General features: G+C 55.2%; 17 protein-coding genes and 1 other annotated feature. Of the genes, 12 read left to right on the forward strand and 5 right to left on the reverse strand.

Annotated elements, in window-relative coordinates; all coding sequences use genetic code 11:
• Nucleotides 1-20: 20 nt before the first annotated feature.
• Nucleotides 21-668 carry a 2,3-diphosphoglycerate-dependent phosphoglycerate mutase GpmB gene (gpmB, locus tag FOY93_RS03255; protein ID WP_008502057.1) on the forward strand — a complete coding sequence of 216 codons (648 nt, stop codon included), beginning with the start codon at nt 21-23 and terminating at the stop codon, nt 666-668.
• On the opposite strand, the gene robA is transcribed toward gpmB, so the two are convergent.
• The gene (gene robA, locus FOY93_RS03260) at nt 665-1,534 is read right to left on the reverse strand and encodes an MDR efflux pump AcrAB transcriptional activator RobA (RefSeq protein ID WP_143344632.1); all 870 of its coding nucleotides are present in this window, start codon (nt 1,532-1,534) and stop codon (nt 665-667) included. The two genes, gpmB and robA, sit on opposite strands and share 4 nt — an antisense overlap.
• Before the next feature lie 211 nt (nt 1,535-1,745).
• On the opposite strand from robA, the gene creA reads away from it, so the two are divergent.
• Nucleotides 1,746-2,219 carry a protein CreA gene (creA, locus tag FOY93_RS03265; protein ID WP_008502054.1) on the forward strand — a complete coding sequence of 158 codons (474 nt, stop codon included), beginning with the start codon at nt 1,746-1,748 and terminating at the stop codon, nt 2,217-2,219.
• Nucleotides 2,220-2,265: 46 nt separating this feature from the next.
• Here the strand turns inward: creA and arcA are convergent, their stop codons facing one another.
• Complete coding sequence (arcA, locus tag FOY93_RS03270) at nt 2,266-2,982, reverse strand: two-component system response regulator ArcA (RefSeq protein ID WP_003856501.1); 717 nt, start codon at nt 2,980-2,982, stop codon at nt 2,266-2,268.
• A 95-nt stretch (nt 2,983-3,077) separates the two neighbouring features.
• Between arcA and yjjY the strand changes: the two genes are divergently transcribed.
• The 7 genes from yjjY (at nt 3,078) to FOY93_RS03305 (ending at nt 9,891) form a co-directional block, all read left to right on the forward strand.
• A complete protein-coding gene (gene yjjY / locus FOY93_RS03275; RefSeq protein WP_085928893.1) occupies nt 3,078-3,218 on the forward strand; it encodes a YjjY family protein in 141 nt (46 codons plus the stop codon).
• A 399-nt stretch (nt 3,219-3,617) separates the two neighbouring features.
• Nucleotides 3,618-4,304 carry a tRNA/rRNA methyltransferase gene (locus FOY93_RS03280; RefSeq protein WP_143344633.1) on the forward strand — a complete coding sequence of 229 codons (687 nt, stop codon included), beginning with the start codon at nt 3,618-3,620 and terminating at the stop codon, nt 4,302-4,304.
• 211 nt (nt 4,305-4,515) lie between these two features.
• Entirely contained in the window at nt 4,516-4,584 is a 69-nt protein-coding gene (thrL, locus tag FOY93_RS03285) for a thr operon leader peptide (protein ID WP_015572623.1), read from the forward strand.
• Nucleotides 4,523-4,640 (forward strand) — a sequence feature (Thr leader region). It overlaps the preceding gene by 62 nt.
• Before the next feature lie 24 nt (nt 4,641-4,664).
• Nucleotides 4,665-7,127, forward strand: coding sequence for a bifunctional aspartate kinase/homoserine dehydrogenase I (gene thrA, locus FOY93_RS03290; RefSeq protein ID WP_143344634.1), 2,463 nt, complete (start codon nt 4,665-4,667; stop codon nt 7,125-7,127).
• A 1-nt stretch (nt 7,128) separates the two neighbouring features.
• Nucleotides 7,129-8,058: a homoserine kinase gene (gene thrB / locus FOY93_RS03295; protein WP_143344635.1), complete on the forward strand. Its 930-nt coding sequence runs from the start codon at nt 7,129-7,131 to the stop codon at nt 8,056-8,058.
• A gap of 3 nt (nt 8,059-8,061) precedes the next feature.
• Nucleotides 8,062-9,348 carry a threonine synthase gene (gene thrC / locus FOY93_RS03300; RefSeq protein ID WP_069720140.1) on the forward strand — a complete coding sequence of 429 codons (1,287 nt, stop codon included), beginning with the start codon at nt 8,062-8,064 and terminating at the stop codon, nt 9,346-9,348.
• Nucleotides 9,349-9,594: 246 nt separating this feature from the next.
• Nucleotides 9,595-9,891 (forward strand): DUF2502 domain-containing protein, encoded by a 297-nt coding sequence (locus FOY93_RS03305; RefSeq protein ID WP_115876475.1) that lies wholly within the window; start codon nt 9,595-9,597, stop codon nt 9,889-9,891.
• Between the two features lie 32 nt (nt 9,892-9,923).
• On the opposite strand, the gene yaaA is transcribed toward FOY93_RS03305, so the two are convergent.
• The gene (gene yaaA, locus FOY93_RS03310; protein WP_045355099.1) at nt 9,924-10,697 is read right to left on the reverse strand and encodes a peroxide stress protein YaaA; all 774 of its coding nucleotides are present in this window, start codon (nt 10,695-10,697) and stop codon (nt 9,924-9,926) included.
• A 66-nt stretch (nt 10,698-10,763) separates the two neighbouring features.
• Complete coding sequence (locus FOY93_RS03315; protein ID WP_133293756.1) at nt 10,764-12,194, reverse strand: alanine/glycine:cation symporter family protein; 1,431 nt, start codon at nt 12,192-12,194, stop codon at nt 10,764-10,766.
• 262 nt (nt 12,195-12,456) lie between these two features.
• Here FOY93_RS03315 and tal point away from each other — a divergent pair, with 262 nt between their 5' ends.
• The 3 genes from tal (at nt 12,457) to FOY93_RS03330 (ending at nt 15,553) form a co-directional block, all read left to right on the forward strand.
• Complete coding sequence (gene tal, locus FOY93_RS03320) at nt 12,457-13,410, forward strand: transaldolase (RefSeq protein WP_023310342.1); 954 nt, start codon at nt 12,457-12,459, stop codon at nt 13,408-13,410.
• A gap of 110 nt (nt 13,411-13,520) precedes the next feature.
• Nucleotides 13,521-14,108, forward strand: a complete 588-nt coding sequence (mog, locus tag FOY93_RS03325) for a molybdopterin adenylyltransferase (protein ID WP_136195627.1) — start codon at nt 13,521-13,523, stop codon at nt 14,106-14,108.
• A gap of 122 nt (nt 14,109-14,230) precedes the next feature.
• Nucleotides 14,231-15,553: an MFS transporter gene (locus FOY93_RS03330; RefSeq protein WP_136195626.1), complete on the forward strand. Its 1,323-nt coding sequence runs from the start codon at nt 14,231-14,233 to the stop codon at nt 15,551-15,553.
• On the opposite strand, the gene satP is transcribed toward FOY93_RS03330, so the two are convergent.
• Entirely contained in the window at nt 15,530-16,096 is a 567-nt protein-coding gene (gene satP / locus FOY93_RS03335) for an acetate uptake transporter (RefSeq protein WP_008502042.1), read from the reverse strand. The genes FOY93_RS03330 and satP overlap by 24 nt on opposite strands.
• Nucleotides 16,097-16,288: the final 192 nt, after the last annotated feature.

Raw genomic sequence — 16,288 nt, forward strand, 5'->3', positions numbered from 1 at the left:
CAGTATAACGGAAAAAAAGCATGTTACAGGTATACCTTGTTCGCCACGGTGAAACGCAGTGGAACGCCGAGCGACGTATTCAAGGCCAGTCAGACAGTCCTCTTACAGAGAAGGGCGTGCAGCAAGCGTGGCAGGTGGCAGAACGCGCCCGAACGCTGGGCATTACCCACGTCATTACCAGCGATTTAGGTCGCACACAGCAGACGGCGCGCATCATTGCAGACGCCTGCGGCTGTGACGTCATGCTTGAGCCGCGCCTGCGCGAGCTGGATATGGGCGTGCTGGAAAAACGCCATATCGATACGCTGACGGAAACGGAAGAGGGCTGGCGCCGCACGCTGGTGAACGGTACCGAAGATGGCCGTATTCCTGAGGGCGAATCCATGCAGGAGCTCAGCGTCCGTATGCATGCCGCACTGGCGGAATGCCTGAAGCTTCCGGCGGGAAGCCGTCCGCTGCTGGTGAGTCATGGGATTGCGTTGGGATGCCTGGTGAGCACCATTCTGGGATTACCGGCTTACGCTGAGCGCCGTCTGCGTCTGCGCAACTGCTCCATTTCCCGGATTGATTATCAGGAAAGCGCGTGGCTGGCGTCAGGTTGGGTCGTGGAGATGGCAGGGGACATTTCGCATCTCGATGCCCCTGCGCTTGATGAACTGCAGCGTTAACGACGTATCGGAATCAAGAATTCCATACGCAGATTGATTGGGCCTTCTTCCGGTTTGGCATCCTGCGCCGGGTAGTAGCGCTCAATGTCCTGACCTTTACGGCGATTCAGATTCAGCATCGGCATGCAAGTACCGTAAACGGTCAGGATAAACTCCTGAACCCCCGTTCCCAGCCCTTCATAGGCGAACATCACGTATTCGCCGCCTTCCAGCACGACAGGCTTTGAACCCTGAATGTAGCCATTGGCCATATCTGGCGTCAGCGCGGTGGTGTAGAACACCTCCTGCTCGTCGTCTTTTTCCTGGCTTGGGTGCGTTTCGTTGAGACCATACAGGATCGGCGGTATCGCCGGCGCGTGGCTCAGGAAGTCGCGCCAGAACTGGACGCGCATCTGATGTCGGAACTCGGAAATCTGCTCCAGTGAACAGGAGTAGCTCTGCGTCGTGCCGATCAGATGGGTTTCCGGCAGTGTAATAATGTCGTACTTCGGCATTGCGAACTCGCCCAGACGCAGTGGCGGACGCATGCCAAACGAGCTCCAGTCAGGCGAGCGACGATAAAGCGCTGGCGTCAACAAGAACTGTTTTTTAAAGGCGCGGGTGAATGTCTGCTGTGAATCGAAACGATATTGCAGGGCAATATCCAGAATCGGCCGCGCGGTGAGGCGCAATGCTACAGCAGATTTTGATAAACGACGTGCGCGAATATAGGCCCCGATGGCATGACCGGTGACATCCTTGAACATCCTTTGCAGATGCCACTTGGAATAGCCTGCTTTAGCCGCCACATGATCCAGTGACAAAGGCTGGTTGAGATGACCTTCCAGCCAGGTGAGCAGGTCGCGAATAATTCCAGCCTGATCCATATACTATCCTCATCCTTAAAACAGCAGGTGCCTGATAACAGGTTAGCGGATAATAGCATTTTTTGATGTTTTAGCATTCAGTGTTTTTTTTGCGCATTCATGCTTTTTCGAGCACATTACAGGCAGATATATTCTAATCCTGTGATCTTGCTACATTTTTGTCTAAAGTGTTGAATAATCGCTCACTGTAATTTTAAAGAATGGTAACAATATGAAATACAAGACTTTGCTCTTCACCGCGCTGATGTTGATGGTCGGGCGCGTTGCACAGGCGGAACAGATTGGTTCCGTCGATACCGTGTTCAAAATGTTTGGCCCGGACCACAAAATCGTGGTAGAGGCGTTTGACGATCCGGACGTGAAAAACGTCACCTGCTATGTCAGCCGCGCGAAAACGGGCGGTATCAAAGGCGGACTGGGGCTGGCGGAAGATACCTCCGATGCGGCGATCTCATGTCAGCAGGTGGGCCCGGTTGAATTGAGCGACAAAATTAAAAACGGCAAAGCGCAGGGCGATGTGGTATTCCAGAAACGGACCTCGCTGGTGTTCAAAAAGCTGCAGGTTGTGCGTTTCTACGATGCCAAACGCAATACGCTGGCCTACCTGGCCTATTCTGATAAAGTGGTGGAAGGTTCACCGAAAAACGCGATCAGCGCGGTGCCGATTATGCCCTGGCGGGAATAAAAAAAACGGCGCATAAGCGCCGTTTTTTAATGCATTAACTGCGGGACTATTCCTGCAAATCGCCGCAGAAACGGTACCCTTCGCCGTGAATGGTGGCGATGATTTCCGGCGTATCTGGCGTAGATTCAAAATGTTTACGAATACGACGGATGGTGACGTCTACGGTGCGGTCGTGCGGCTTCAGCTCACGGCCGGTCATTTTCTTCAGCAGTTCTGCACGGGACTGAATTTTTCCCGGGTTTTCGCAGAAGTGCAGCATCGCGCGGAATTCACTGCGCGGCAGTTTATACTGCTCACCGTTCGGGCTAATCAGCGAGCGGCTATTGATATCAAGTTCCCAGCCGTTGAATTTGTAGCTATCTACGCTACGACGCTCTTCGCTGACCGTGCCCAGGTTCATGGTGCGGGACAGCAGGTTGCGTGCACGAATGGTTAACTCGCGAGGGTTGAACGGCTTGGTGATGTAGTCATCCGCACCGATTTCCAGGCCAAGAATTTTATCAACTTCGTTATCACGGCCCGTCAGGAACATTAACGCGACGTTCGCCTGCTCGCGCAGTTCGCGCGCCAGAAGAAGACCGTTTTTGCCCGGCAGGTTAATATCCATGATCACCAGGTTGATATCATTTTCAGAAAGGATCTGATGCATCTCTGCGCCATCGGTCGCTTCAAAGACATCGTAGCCTTCTGCTTCGAAAATGCTCTTTAACGTGTTGCGTGTTACCAACTCGTCTTCAACGATAAGAATGTGCGGGGTCTGCATGTTTGCTACCTAAATTGCCAACTAAATCGAAACAGGAAGTACAAAAGTCCCTGACCTGCCTGATGCATGTCGCAAATTAACATGATCGGCTTAACGTGACTAAAGTACGTAATTGCGTTCTTGATGCACTTTCCATCAACGTCAACAACATCATTAGCTTGGTCTTGGGTACTTTCCCTTTGGACCCGACAGTGTCAAAAACGGCTGTCATCCTAACCATTTTAACAGCAACATAACAGGCTAAGTGACACCAGACACCCAATAAAACTACGCTTCGTTGACATATATCAAGTTCAATTGTAGCACGTTAACAGTTTGATGAAATCATCGTAGCCGAATGCTAGCCTTTGTCACAATTTTTCAATAAACCAACTAGTTGCGGACATTGATTTATAAACGAAGCGAATCCAATCAGAATAGAGCATTCATGTTACTATTATCATTATAAAACATAGGGATAATAGTGTTCTGTTAACATTCTAACTGATTGTTCAGACACAGAATAGTTTAGCGTTTTTAATTTGTTATGAAACGCTATTTCGGTGATTTGTGTTGCAATTTTGTAAATTCGCGCTGCGTAATATGTTGAAGTGCATCACATTTTTACCGGCTAACTGATTAAAAAGAGAGCATAAATGCATCTGTCGATTGTACTGGTTGCACCAGCCAGAGCAGAAAATATAGGCGCAGCGGCGCGTGCGATGAAGACCATGGGTTTTACCGATTTGCGCATTGTGGACAGCACGGCCCATCTGGAGCCAGCCGCGCGTTGGGTGGCGCACGGATCGGGAGATATTCTCGATAATATAACCACTTACGCTACGCTTGTCGACGCGCTGCACGACATTTCGTTTACCGTTGCAACCACGGCGCGTAGTCGCGCTAAGTTCCACTACTATGCGACGCCAGCGGAGCTGGTGCCGATGCTGGAAGAGAAAAGCCAGTGGCTGGAGAAAGCGGCGCTGGTATTTGGTCGTGAAGATTCCGGATTAACCAACGAGGAGCTGGAACTGGCGGACGTGCTCACCGGTGCGCCGATGGTGGCCGATTATCCTTCCCTGAATTTGGGCCAGGCGGTCATGGTGTACTGCTATCAATTAGCCTCCCTAATACAAATTCCCCAGCCTAAGGCTGAAAGGGCAGATGAAAATCAGCTGGCTGCGCTGCGCGCACGCGTTGAGCAGCTGTTAACGCAGTTGGAAGTAGCTGACGATCAAAAAATGGCTGACTGGCTGCAGCAGCGTTTGGGACGTCTTGAGCAGCGGGACACCGCAATGCTGCACCGTTTGCTGCATGATATTGAAAAAAAATTGGCCGAGTAAAATACTGCCATAAGTTTTTACTATGGCGAATAAGTCTGTCTGTATGGGTTGCATCTGGGGGAATCGGATGAAAATAAATCTGCACGCAGCGGGACGTGAGAGTCTTCCGAATTGTGATCAAATTAAAAATTCGTTGACTTAACGAGCCCGATCCTTTAACCCTAAAAGAATACAGCACAGACAGATAATAATGACAGAGTACACAACATCCATGAAACGCATCAGCATCACCACCATTACCACAACCATCATCATTACCACTGGTAACGATGCGGGCTGACGCGTACAGGAAAAACAAAAAAAAGCCCGCACCTAGACAGTGCGGGCTTTTTTTTCGGCTAAAGGAAACGAGGTAGAACCATGCGAGTGTTGAAGTTCGGCGGTACATCAGTGGCAAATGCAGAACGTTTTCTGCGTGTTGCCGATATCCTGGAAAGCAACGCCAGGCAGGGGCAGGTTGCGACCGTGCTCTCTGCCCCGGCAAAAATCACGAACCATCTGGTGGCGATGATCGAAAAAACCATCGGTGGCCAGGATGCACTCCCGAACATCAGCGACGCAGAGCGTATATTCGCTGACTTATTGCAAGGGCTGGCAGAGGCGCTGCCTGGCTTCCCGCACGCTCAGCTGAAGTCCTTCGTTGAGCAGGAATTTGCGCAAATCAAACACGTTCTGCACGGTATCAGCCTCCTCGGCCAGTGCCCGGACAGCATCAACGCGGCGCTGATTTGTCGCGGTGAAAAACTCTCTATCGCCATTATGGCCGGCGTGCTGGAAGCGCGCGGCCATAGCGTGACCGTGATCGATCCCGTTGAAAAACTGCTTGCGGTGGGCCACTACCTCGAATCCACCGTTGATATTGCCGAATCAACCCGCCGTATCGCCGCCAGCAAAATTCCGTCTGACCACATGATCCTGATGGCAGGCTTTACCGCCGGTAACGAGAAAGGCGAGCTGGTGGTGCTGGGCCGTAACGGTTCCGACTACTCCGCCGCCGTGCTGGCCGCCTGCTTACGCGCGGATTGTTGTGAGATCTGGACTGACGTCGACGGCGTCTATACCTGCGACCCGCGCCAGGTTCCGGACGCCAGGCTGCTGAAGTCGATGTCGTACCAGGAAGCGATGGAGCTTTCCTACTTCGGCGCCAAAGTGCTTCACCCGCGTACCATCTCCCCGATTGCCCAGTTCCAGATCCCTTGCCTGATTAAAAACACCGGTAACCCGCAGGCGCCGGGTACGCTGATTGGCGCGAGTACCGATGAGGACGGTCTGCCGGTGAAAGGCATCTCCAACCTGAACAATATGGCGATGTTTAGCGTCTCCGGCCCTGGGATGAAAGGGATGGTCGGCATGGCAGCGCGCGTATTTGCGGCCATGTCCCGCAACGGTATCTCGGTGGTGCTGATTACCCAGTCCTCTTCCGAATACAGCATCAGCTTCTGCGTGCCGCAGGGCGACTGCCTGCGCGCCCGTCGCGCGCTGGAAGAAGAGTTCTATCTGGAGCTTAAAGAAGAATTGCTCGAGCCGCTCTCCATTCAGGAGCGTCTGGCGATTATCTCCGTGGTTGGCGACGGCATGCGCACGCTGCGCGGTATCTCCGCCAAGTTCTTTGCCGCGCTGGCGCGCGCCAATATCAACATCGTGGCGATTGCCCAGGGCTCGTCGGAGCGTTCAATTTCTGTTGTCGTGGACAATGATGACGCCACCACCGGCGTTCGCGTGGTTCACCAGATGCTGTTCAACACCGATCAGGTCATCGAGCTGTTCCTGATTGGCGTGGGTGGCGTAGGCGGCGCGCTGCTGGAGCAGGTGAAGCGTCAGCAGGCGTGGCTTAAGAAGAAACACATCGACCTGCGCGTCTGCGGGATTGCGAATTCCAAAGCGCTGCTTACCAACGTCCACGGCCTTAACCTGGAAAACTGGCAGGCAGAGATGAACGAGGCGAAAGAGCCGTTCAACCTGGGCCGCCTGATCCGTCTGGTGAAAGAGTACCATCTGCTTAACCCGGTCATCGTCGACTGTACCTCGAACCAGGCGGTCGCCGACCAGTACGCCGACTTCCTGCGCGAAGGTTTCCACGTGGTGACGCCGAACAAAAAGGCCAACACTTCGTCGATGGATTACTATCACCAGCTGCGTCTGGCGGCGAGCAAGTCGCGCCGCAAGTTCCTTTACGACACCAACGTTGGGGCTGGTCTGCCGGTTATCGAAAACCTGCAGAACCTGCTTAACGCGGGTGATGAACTGCAGCGTTTCTCCGGCATTCTCTCCGGCTCGCTGTCGTTTATCTTCGGCAAGCTGGATGAAGGGATGAGCCTTTCCGAAGCCACCCGCGCCGCGCGCGAGCTGGGCTACACCGAGCCGGATCCGCGTGACGATCTCTCCGGTATGGATGTGGCGCGTAAGCTGCTGATCCTCGCCCGTGAAACGGGCCGGGAGCTTGAGCTTTCTGATATCGTGATTGAACCGGTCCTGCCGGCAGAATTTGACAGCAGCGGTGACGTCAGCGCCTTTATGACCAGACTGCCGCAGCTTGACGACGCGTTTGCCGCGCGCGTTGCGAAAGCCCGTGATGAAGGTAAGGTATTGCGCTATGTTGGCAACATTGAAGAAGATGGCGTGTGCCGGGTGAAGATTGCCGAAGTGGATGGCAACGACCCGCTGTACAAAGTCAAAAACGGCGAAAACGCCCTCGCGTTTTACAGCCACTATTATCAGCCACTGCCGCTGGTGCTTCGCGGCTATGGCGCAGGGAACGATGTTACGGCGGCGGGTGTGTTTGCCGATCTGCTGCGTACCCTGTCATGGAAGTTAGGAGTTTAACATGGTCAAAGTTTATGCCCCGGCTTCCAGCGCGAATATGAGCGTCGGATTTGACGTGCTGGGTGCGGCGGTGACGCCGGTGGATGGTTCGCTGCTGGGCGATACGGTTACGGTGGAAGCGGCAGACAGCTTCAGCCTGAATAACGTGGGCCGCTTCGCCAGCAAGCTACCGTCCGACCCGCGCGAGAACATCGTCTATCAATGCTGGGAACGCTTCTGTCAGGAGATCGGTAAAAACGTGCCGGTCGCTATGACGCTGGAAAAAAGTATGCCGATTGGCTCGGGGCTGGGTTCCAGCGCCTGTTCGGTGGTCGCCGCTCTGGTGGCAATGAATGAGCACTGCGGCAAGCCGCTGAACAACAACCGCCTGCTGGGCTTAATGGGCGAGCTGGAAGGGCGTATCTCCGGCAGCATTCACTATGACAACGTGGCGCCGTGCTTCCTCGGCGGCATGCAGCTGATGATCGAAGAAAATGGCATCATCAGCCAGCAGGTGCCAGGGTTTGATGAGTGGCTGTGGGTGCTGGCCTATCCGGGCATTAAGGTCTCTACCGCGGAAGCGCGTGCGATCCTGCCCGCGCAATATCGTCGTCAGGACAGTATCGCCCACGGGCGTCATCTGGCGGGCTTTATCCACGCCTGCTACACCCGTCAGCCGCAGCTGGCGGCAAAACTGATGAAGGACGTCATTGCCGAGCCGTATCGCACGAAGCTGCTACCCGGCTTTAACGAGGCGCGACAGGCATCAATGGATATCGGCGCGCAGGCGTGCGGCATCTCCGGCTCCGGCCCGACGCTGTTCGCCCTGTGCGACAAGGCAGACACTGCGCAGCGCGTGGCGGACTGGCTCTCTAAACACTACCTGCAAAATCAGGAAGGCTTTGTTCATATTTGCCGTCTGGACACGGCTGGCGCACGAGTACTGGGATAATTAATGAAACTCTACAACCTTAAAGATCATAACGAGCAGGTCAGCTTCGCGCAGGCGGTGACTCAGGGACTGGGCAAAAATCAGGGGCTGTTTTTCCCGCATGACCTGCCGGAATTCCAGCTGACCGAGATTGATGACCTGCTGAAGCAGGATTTTGTCACCCGCAGCACCAAAATTCTGTCCGCGTTTATCGGCGATGAAATTCCGCAGGAGCTGCTGGAAGAGCGCGTGCGTGCGGCATTCGCGTTCCCGGCGCCGGTTCAGCAGGTTGAGCCTGACGTGGGCTGTCTGGAGCTGTTCCACGGCCCAACCCTGGCGTTTAAAGACTTCGGCGGCCGCTTTATGGCGCAGATGCTGACCCACATCAGCGGCGACAAGCCGGTGACCATCCTGACCGCAACCTCCGGCGATACCGGCGCGGCGGTGGCACACGCGTTCTACGGCCTGAAAAACGTCCGCGTGGTGATCCTCTATCCGAAAGGCAAAATCAGCCCGCTGCAGGAGAAACTGTTCTGCACCCTCGGCGGCAACATTGAAACCGTGGCAATTGACGGCGATTTCGATGCCTGCCAGGCGCTGGTCAAGCAGGCCTTCGACGACGAAGAGCTGAAGGTAGCTCTGGGTCTTAACTCTGCGAACTCCATCAACATCAGCCGTCTGCTGGCGCAGATCTGCTACTACTTCGAAGCGGTGGCGCAGCTGCCGCAGGAAGCGCGCAACCAGCTGGTGATCTCCGTTCCGAGCGGTAACTTCGGTGACCTGACGGCGGGCCTGCTGGCAAAATCCCTGGGTCTGCCGGTGAAACGCTTTATCGCCGCGACCAACGCCAACGACACCGTGCCGCGCTTCCTGAAAGACGGGAAGTGGGCGCCGAACGCCACGCAGGCGACCCTCTCCAATGCGATGGATGTGTCTCAGCCGAACAACTGGCCGCGCGTGGAAGAGCTGTTCCGCCGTAAGATCTGGCGTCTGGGCGACCTGGGCTATGCCGCGGTGACGGATGAAACTACCAAATCCACCATGCGCGAGCTGAAGGCGGTCGGGTATACCTCTGAACCGCACGCGGCGATTGCCTACCGCGCGCTGCGCGACCAGCTTAACCCGGGTGAATATGGCCTGTTCCTGGGTACCGCACATCCGGCGAAGTTCAAAGAGAGCGTGGAGGCAATCCTGGGCGAAACGCTGCCGCTGCCGAAAGAGCTGGCCGAGCGTGCCGACCTGCCGCTGCTGTCCCATGAACTGCCGGCAGACTTTGCCGCGCTGCGTAAGCTGATGATGTCCCGAGCATAATTTTTGTCGGGTGCGGCTTCGCCTTACCCGACCTACAACGGCTCAGAACGTAGGCCGGGTAAGGCGTAGCCGCTACCCGGCTTTTTTTATGGAGAAATTAAGGAGGAAAATAGCAGGGAAAAAGCAGAAATTCCCAATAAATGCGGTCACTTAGCGATTAGGATTGCAGAGAATAACATCCCCCGTTTCCCTCGCGTAATCTCCTTACATCGGCCCACGTAGGGCAAAGATAATAAGGAGTCACCGATGTCTACACTGAAACCTGTGCTGATTGCGCTTTCACTGATGCTGGTCGCTCCCATGGCGGTACAGGCATCCGAAATCACCCTCGTACCTGCGGTAAAACTGCAGATTGGCGACCGGGATAATAACGGGCACTACTGGGACGGTGGCCGCTGGCGCGACCACGACTGGTGGAAGGCGCATTATGACTGGCGCGATAACCACTGGCGTCCACATGATGAGCATCGCGAGCGTGACCACCATCATGACGACCGTCGCCATGACGATCATCGTCCGGGCCCGGACTGGAAACACCACTAATGCAAAACCCCGCCAGCCGGCGGGGTTTGTTTTTACTGCTCGTGGCGCTTAAACACCAGCTCGCCTTTCCCTGACGCTTCTTCGTCAAAGAAATAGCCTTCGCTGTTGAAGGCGGTTAGCTGCTCCGGCTTCGTCAGGCGGTTCTGGATAATGTAGCGGCTCATCAGACCGCGCGCTTTCTTGGCGTAGAAGCTGATCACTTTGAACTTACCGTTCTTCTCGTCGAGGAACACCGGTTTGATAATCTCCGCATCCAGCTTTTTCGGCTTCACCGACTTGTAGTATTCATCGGATGCCAGGTTAATCACCACGTTATCGCCCTGGGCGTGCAGCGCCGCATTCAGCTTGTCGGTAATGATATCGCCCCAGAAATGGTACAGGTCTTTGCCTTTGGCATTCTCCAGACGAATCCCCATCTCCAGACGATACGGCTGCATGAGGTCCAGCGGTCTCAGTACGCCGTACAGACCCGACAGCATGCGCAGATGCTGCTGGGCAAAATCGAAATCGGCTTCGCTAAAATCTTCCGCCTGCAGGCCAGTATAGACATCGCCTTTAAACGCCAGGATGGCCTGGCGAGCGTTAGCCGGGGTGAAATCCGGGTGCCACTCGTGAAAGCGGGTCGCGTTAAGGTCTGCCAGCTTGTCGCTGATGCTCATCAGCGAGGCGATTTGCGGCGCAGAGAGCTTACGCGCTTCGCGGATCAGCTGTTGCGAGTAGTCCAGCAGTTCAGGCTGGGTATAGCGCTCGGTAGCGAGCGGGCTCTGGTAGTCGAGCGTTTTTGCAGGTGAAATCAGAATCAGCATATCCAGTCCTTGCAGGAAATTTAGAGCGACTTTAGCAAAAAATAGCCCTGAATTGATCGATAGCTGTTATTGCCGCGGCAAATCATCCCACGTGCCGGGGGCAAGCTGCGCCTTAATATCGGGATAACGGGCGGGATCAAATACCGGCGGAACGCCGAGTTTGCGCTGGCGCAGATAGTCTCTGGCAATCAGGGTCACAACGGGCGAGAGCAGCAGGATCGCCGTGAGGTTAGTGATCGCCATCAGCGCCATAATGATATCGGCCAGCTGCCAGACCAGCGGCATACTGAGCAGGGAGCCTGCGATCACCATCAGGATGACCCCCAGACGCAGGGTTCCGATTGCGGCGCGGGAGTCGAGCTTCAGGAAAATAAGGTTATTTTCGGCGTAAAGGTAATTCACCACTATCGAGCTGAAGGCAAACAAAACCAGGATTAGCGAGACAAACCCTGCACCCCAGCCGCCGGTCAGGTTCACCAGCGCCTGCTGGAGAAGCTGTATTCCGACGGTGCCCGACGCGTGCGGTACGGGGCCTGCCAGCAGCAAAATCATAGCGCTGGCGGAACAGATAATAATGGTATCTGTAAAGACGCCAATCATCTGCACAATGCCTTGCGCGGCCGGGTGCGGCGGCCAGGAAGAGGCGGCGGCTGCCGCGTTGGGGGTTGACCCCATACCGGCTTCATTGGAGAACATGCCCCGCTGAAAACCCGCCATCAGCGCCTGGCTGAAGGTATAGCCCAGCGCCCCGGAGGCCACTTCGCGCCAGCCAAAGGCGCTTTTGACGATGGTCGCAATCACGCCCGGCACCTGGTCGAGATGCAGGGCGGCAACGAACAGGCTCGCGGCAACCCAGAGCAGCGCCATAATGGGCACCAGCCACTGCATCAGACGGGCGATGCCCTTGAGACCGACCGAGATGGTAAGCAGAACGACGATGGCTAAAGCGAGACCCGCGAGCCACTCGGGGCAGGAGAAGGCATAGCGCAGGGCGTTGGCGACCGAGTTCGCCTGGACGGTATTAAAAATAAGGCCGTACGCGAGCAGTAAAAAAAGCGAGAACAGGACGCCCATCCAGCGCATCCCTAAGCCACGCGCCATGTACCAGGCAGGACCGCCGCGAAACTGGCCGTTTTTATCTTTCTCTTTATAAAGCTGGGCGAGCGAACTTTCGGCAAAGGAGGTGGCCATCCCGAGAAGCGCCGTCACCCACATCCAGAAGACTGCGCCTGGCCCTCCGGCGCTGATGGCCAGCGCAACGCCCGCCAGATTGCCGCTGCCGAGGCGTGCCGCCAGGCTGGTACAAAGTGCCTGAAACGACGTTAATCCGCCCGGCTGAGGCGTGACGCTGTTTTTCAGACTTCTGCCAAACTTGCGAATATAACGAAACTGGATGAACCCACTGCGTAGCGTAAACCAAATACCTGCTCCCAGAAGCAGGTAAATCATTATCGAACCCCACAGGACTTCGTTAATAAAGAAAAAGAAATCAGGCATTAACGTCCCTCTTGTTGATGCCAAAGTGAATATGTAAGCGCTACCACTGATTGGGCATGCTGTTGCTTAGCAGCCTGTTAATATTCCGAGTTTACCATACTCTACCTAAGCGCACTGTCTGCGGTTGCGCTACCCCTCCGTCGTGTTATCATCAGGGCAGACCGGTTACATCCCCCTAACAAGTAAACCTGTCATTTTTCCGCTGCAGGCATGCTGTCGGTAGCGTGAATTATCCAGGGCACGTTAAAAGAGAAACACTATCATGACGGATAAATTGACCTCCCTTCGTCAGTTCACCACTGTCGTAGCTGACACCGGAGATATCGCGGCAATGAAGCTGTACCAGCCGCAGGATGCCACAACTAACCCTTCTCTGATCCTTAACGCCGCACAGATCCCTGAGTATCGCAAACTGATTGACGACGCAGTGACCTGGGCGAAAGCACAGAGCAACGACCGCGCGCAGCAGGTTGTGGATGCCACCGACAAACTGGCAGTGAACATCGGTCTGGAAATCCTGAAACTGGTTCCTGGCCGTATCTCTACCGAAGTAGATGCGCGTCTTTCCTACGACACCGAAGCGTCTATCGCCAAAGCGAAACGTCTGATCAAAATGTACAACGACGCGGGCATCAGCAACGACCGTATCCTGATCAAACTGGCTTCCACCTGGCAGGGTATCCGCGCGGCAGAGCAGCTGGAAAAAGACGGCATCAACTGTAACCTGACCCTGCTGTTCTCCTTCGCGCAGGCGCGTGCTTGTGCAGAAGCGGGCGTATACCTGATTTCTCCGTTCGTGGGCCGTATTCTGGACTGGTACAAAGCCAACACTGATAAGAAAGAGTACGCACCGGCTGAAGATCCAGGCGTAGTTTCTGTTACTGAAATCTACGAATACTACAAACAGCACGGTTATGAGACTGTGGTTATGGGCGCAAGCTTCCGTAACGTCGGTGAAATCATCGAGCTGGCTGGCTGTGACCGCCTGACCATCGCTCCTGCGCTGCTGAAAGAGCTGGCAGAAAGCGAAGGTACCATTGAGCGTAAACTGTCTTACACCGGTGAAGTAAAAGCACGTCCAGAGCGCATCACTGAATCCGAGTTCCTGTGGCAGCACAACCAGGATCCAATGGCGGTAGACAAGCTGGCGGATGGTATCCGTAAGTTTGCTGTTGACCAGGGCAAACTGGAAAAAATGATCGGCGACCTGCTGTAATCATTCTGCGTGACCGGGCTCCCGGTCACCCGACTTCTTTCGTCCCCTGTCTGAATCTCCTCTCTGCGTGTATCATTCCCTTTAATCAGTACTCTTTGAATGGAATGGATATGAATACCTTACGCATCGGCTTAGTGTCGATTTCTGACCGCGCCTCCAGCGGTGTTTACCAGGATAAAGGCATCCCCGCTCTGGAAGAATGGTTGAGCAGCGCGCTGACCACCCCTTTTGAGATTCAGACACGCCTGATTCCTGACGAACAACCGATCATCGAGCAGACGCTCTGCGAGCTGGTGGATGAGATGAGCTGCCACCTTGTTCTGACGACGGGCGGAACCGGCCCCGCCCGCCGTGACGTGACGCCGGACGCGACGCTGGCTATCGCCGATCGCGAAATGCCGGGCTTCGGTGAACAGATGCGCCAGATCGGTCTACACTTTGTTCCGACGGCCATTCTTTCCCGCCAGGTGGGGGTGATCCGCAAGCAGGCGTTGATTCTGAACCTGCCGGGTCAGCCGAAGTCGATCAAAGAGACCCTGGAAGGGCTTAAAGCGGAAGACGGCAGCGTCATCGTTCACGGTATCTTTGCAAGTGTACCGTATTGTATACAGCTTCTTGACGGCCCGTATGTCGAAACCGATGAGAAAGTGGTAGCAGCTTTTCGTCCTAAAAACGCGCATCGCGAAACAATCTCCTGAAATTAATCAATATGTGACATAAGCTGAAGCGGCGATAGCGTGGGCAAGGTTTTACGGTATAGTAATTTTTTCTTTACGATTGCTGTAAAAATAAATCCACAATACACGCATAATGGTTCGCTATGTCACATAACACCCGACCTCTGAATCGACAGGATTACAAAACCCTCACGCTTGCGGCCTTAGGCGGCGCGCTGGAGTTTTACGACTTCATTATCTTCGTCTTCTTCGCCGCCGTGGTGGGAGAGCTCTTCTTCCCGGCGGATATTCCGGAATGGCTGCGTCAGGTGCAAACCTTCGGCATTTTTGCCGCCGGGTATCTGGCGCGTCCGCTGGGCGGCATCATCATGGCCCACTTTGGCGATCTGGTCGGGCGTAAGAAGATGTTTACCCTTAGCATCCTGCTGATGGCCGTGCCGACGCTGGCCATTGGTCTGCTGCCCACCTATGCCTCGATGGGTATCCTTGCGCCGTTGCTGCTGTTGCTGATGCGCGTTCTTCAGGGCGCGGCGATTGGCGGTGAAGTGCCGGGCGCGTGGGTGTTTGTCGCGGAACATGTTCCGGCGCGCCGCATTGGTATCGCCTGCGGAACCTTAACCGCGGGCTTAACGGTAGGGATTTTGCTCGGGTCCGTCGTCGCAACGATCGTTAATACCAGCATGACGCAGCAGGCCGTGCACGACTGGGGCTGGCGTATTCCATTCCTGCTGGGCGGAGCGTTTGGCCTGGTCGCGATGTACCTGCGTCGCTGGCTGCAGGAGACCCCGATTTTCCTCGAAATGCAGCAGCGCAGGGCGCTGGCGCAGGAGCTGCCGGTGAAGGCGGTCGTGGTACGCCATAAAAAAGCGGTAGTGGTGTCGATGCTGCTTACCTGGCTGCTCTCAGCGGGCATCGTGGTGGTGATATTGATGTCCCCGGTGTGGCTGCAAAAGCAGTATGGTTTCGCTCCTGCCGTGACGTTACAGGCGAACAGTATCGCGACAATCATGCTCTGCTTTGGCTGTCTTGCCGCCGGGCTGGCGGCGGATCGTTTCGGTGCCAGCGTTACCTTTGTTGTCGGGAGCCTGTTACTGGCCGCATCAAGCTGGGCGTTTTACCATCTGGCTGGCAGCCATCCTGAACAGCTGTTCCTGCTGTACGGCGTGGTAGGCCTGTTCGTAGGCGTTGTCGGGGCTGTACCGTACGTGATGGTGCGCGCGTTCCCGCCAGAGGTACGCTTCACCGGGATTTCTTTTTCCTACAACGTGTCGTATGCCATTTTCGGTGGGCTGACGCCGATTGCGGTGACGGTGTTGATGGGCGTGTCTCCCATGGCTCCGGCCTGGTACGTGCTGGCGCTGTCGATGATGGGGCTGGGATTAGGGATTTGGCTGGGGCAGAAGCGGGGATGTCGTGCCCGCGAGGCGGACACGACAGAAGGATCAGTGTTTTTCACCAATCGGTAAAACGGTGCGGTCAAACTGCTCGTTCAGCACTTCACCCATTGCAAGGTAGATAGCGCTTGCGCCGCAAACCAGACCAATCCAGCCTGCAACATGAACGATGCCTTCGTTATCCACCAGGTGACCGATCGCCAGCAGGGCGAACAGGACGGTCAGGCTCAGGAAAACGAACTGCAGCATGCGGTTGCCCTTCAGGGTACCGAAGAACATAAACAGGGTGAAAACGCCCCACAGACCCAGGTAAACGCCCAGGAAGTGGGCGTTTGCCGCGTCTGCCATGCCCATTTTAGGCAGCAGCAGAATGGCAACCAGGGTCAGCCAGAAAGAACCGTAAGAGGTGAATGCGGTTAAGCCGAAGGTATTGCCTTTCTTATATTCCAGCAGGCCCGCGAAGATTTGTGCGATACCGCCGTAAAAAATGCCCATCGCCAGGATGATGCCATCCATCGGGAACATCCCGATATTGTGCAGGTTCAGCAGAATAGTGGTCATGCCAAAACCCATCAGGCCCAGCGGAGCCGGATTAGCCAACTTAGTGTTGCCCATAAGTCCTCAAAAAAATCATCATTAATATGGTGAAATGGTTAAACCCGCGTCAGTTCTCCCTGACTGGGCGCGGCATCATAATGGGCGCAATCAATGGCGTCTATGATCTCATCAGGGTGAAATTAAAATTTTTTTTATGCTTGCCCCTTGATGGATGCCGTCGCGACCCCATCTTGTAGTCAACCGCAGTGT

Origin of the sequence: Enterobacter sp. 18A13, assembly GCF_007035975.1 — a bacterium.
Lineage (GTDB): Bacteria > Pseudomonadota > Gammaproteobacteria > Enterobacterales > Enterobacteriaceae > Enterobacter > Enterobacter vonholyi.

Excerpts from the sequence above, each read along its gene's own strand:
- gpmB (WP_008502057.1), top strand. The coding sequence starts at position 21 with ATGTTACAGGTATACCTTGTTCGCCACGGTGAAACGCAGTGGAACGCC.
- robA (WP_143344632.1), bottom strand. The coding sequence starts at position 1,534 with ATGGATCAGGCTGGAATTATTCGCGACCTGCTCACCTGGCTGGAAGGT.
- creA (WP_008502054.1), top strand. The coding sequence starts at position 1,746 with ATGAAATACAAGACTTTGCTCTTCACCGCGCTGATGTTGATGGTCGGG.
- arcA (WP_003856501.1), bottom strand. The coding sequence starts at position 2,982 with ATGCAGACCCCGCACATTCTTATCGTTGAAGACGAGTTGGTAACACGC.
- FOY93_RS03280 (WP_143344633.1), top strand. The coding sequence starts at position 3,618 with ATGCATCTGTCGATTGTACTGGTTGCACCAGCCAGAGCAGAAAATATA.
- thrA (WP_143344634.1), top strand. The coding sequence starts at position 4,665 with ATGCGAGTGTTGAAGTTCGGCGGTACATCAGTGGCAAATGCAGAACGT.
- thrB (WP_143344635.1), top strand. The coding sequence starts at position 7,129 with ATGGTCAAAGTTTATGCCCCGGCTTCCAGCGCGAATATGAGCGTCGGA.
- thrC (WP_069720140.1), top strand. The coding sequence starts at position 8,062 with ATGAAACTCTACAACCTTAAAGATCATAACGAGCAGGTCAGCTTCGCG.
- FOY93_RS03305 (WP_115876475.1), top strand. The coding sequence starts at position 9,595 with ATGTCTACACTGAAACCTGTGCTGATTGCGCTTTCACTGATGCTGGTC.
- yaaA (WP_045355099.1), bottom strand. The coding sequence starts at position 10,697 with ATGCTGATTCTGATTTCACCTGCAAAAACGCTCGACTACCAGAGCCCG.
- FOY93_RS03315 (WP_133293756.1), bottom strand. The coding sequence starts at position 12,194 with ATGCCTGATTTCTTTTTCTTTATTAACGAAGTCCTGTGGGGTTCGATA.
- tal (WP_023310342.1), top strand. The coding sequence starts at position 12,457 with ATGACGGATAAATTGACCTCCCTTCGTCAGTTCACCACTGTCGTAGCT.
- mog (WP_136195627.1), top strand. The coding sequence starts at position 13,521 with ATGAATACCTTACGCATCGGCTTAGTGTCGATTTCTGACCGCGCCTCC.
- FOY93_RS03330 (WP_136195626.1), top strand. The coding sequence starts at position 14,231 with ATGTCACATAACACCCGACCTCTGAATCGACAGGATTACAAAACCCTC.
- satP (WP_008502042.1), bottom strand. The coding sequence starts at position 16,096 with ATGGGCAACACTAAGTTGGCTAATCCGGCTCCGCTGGGCCTGATGGGT.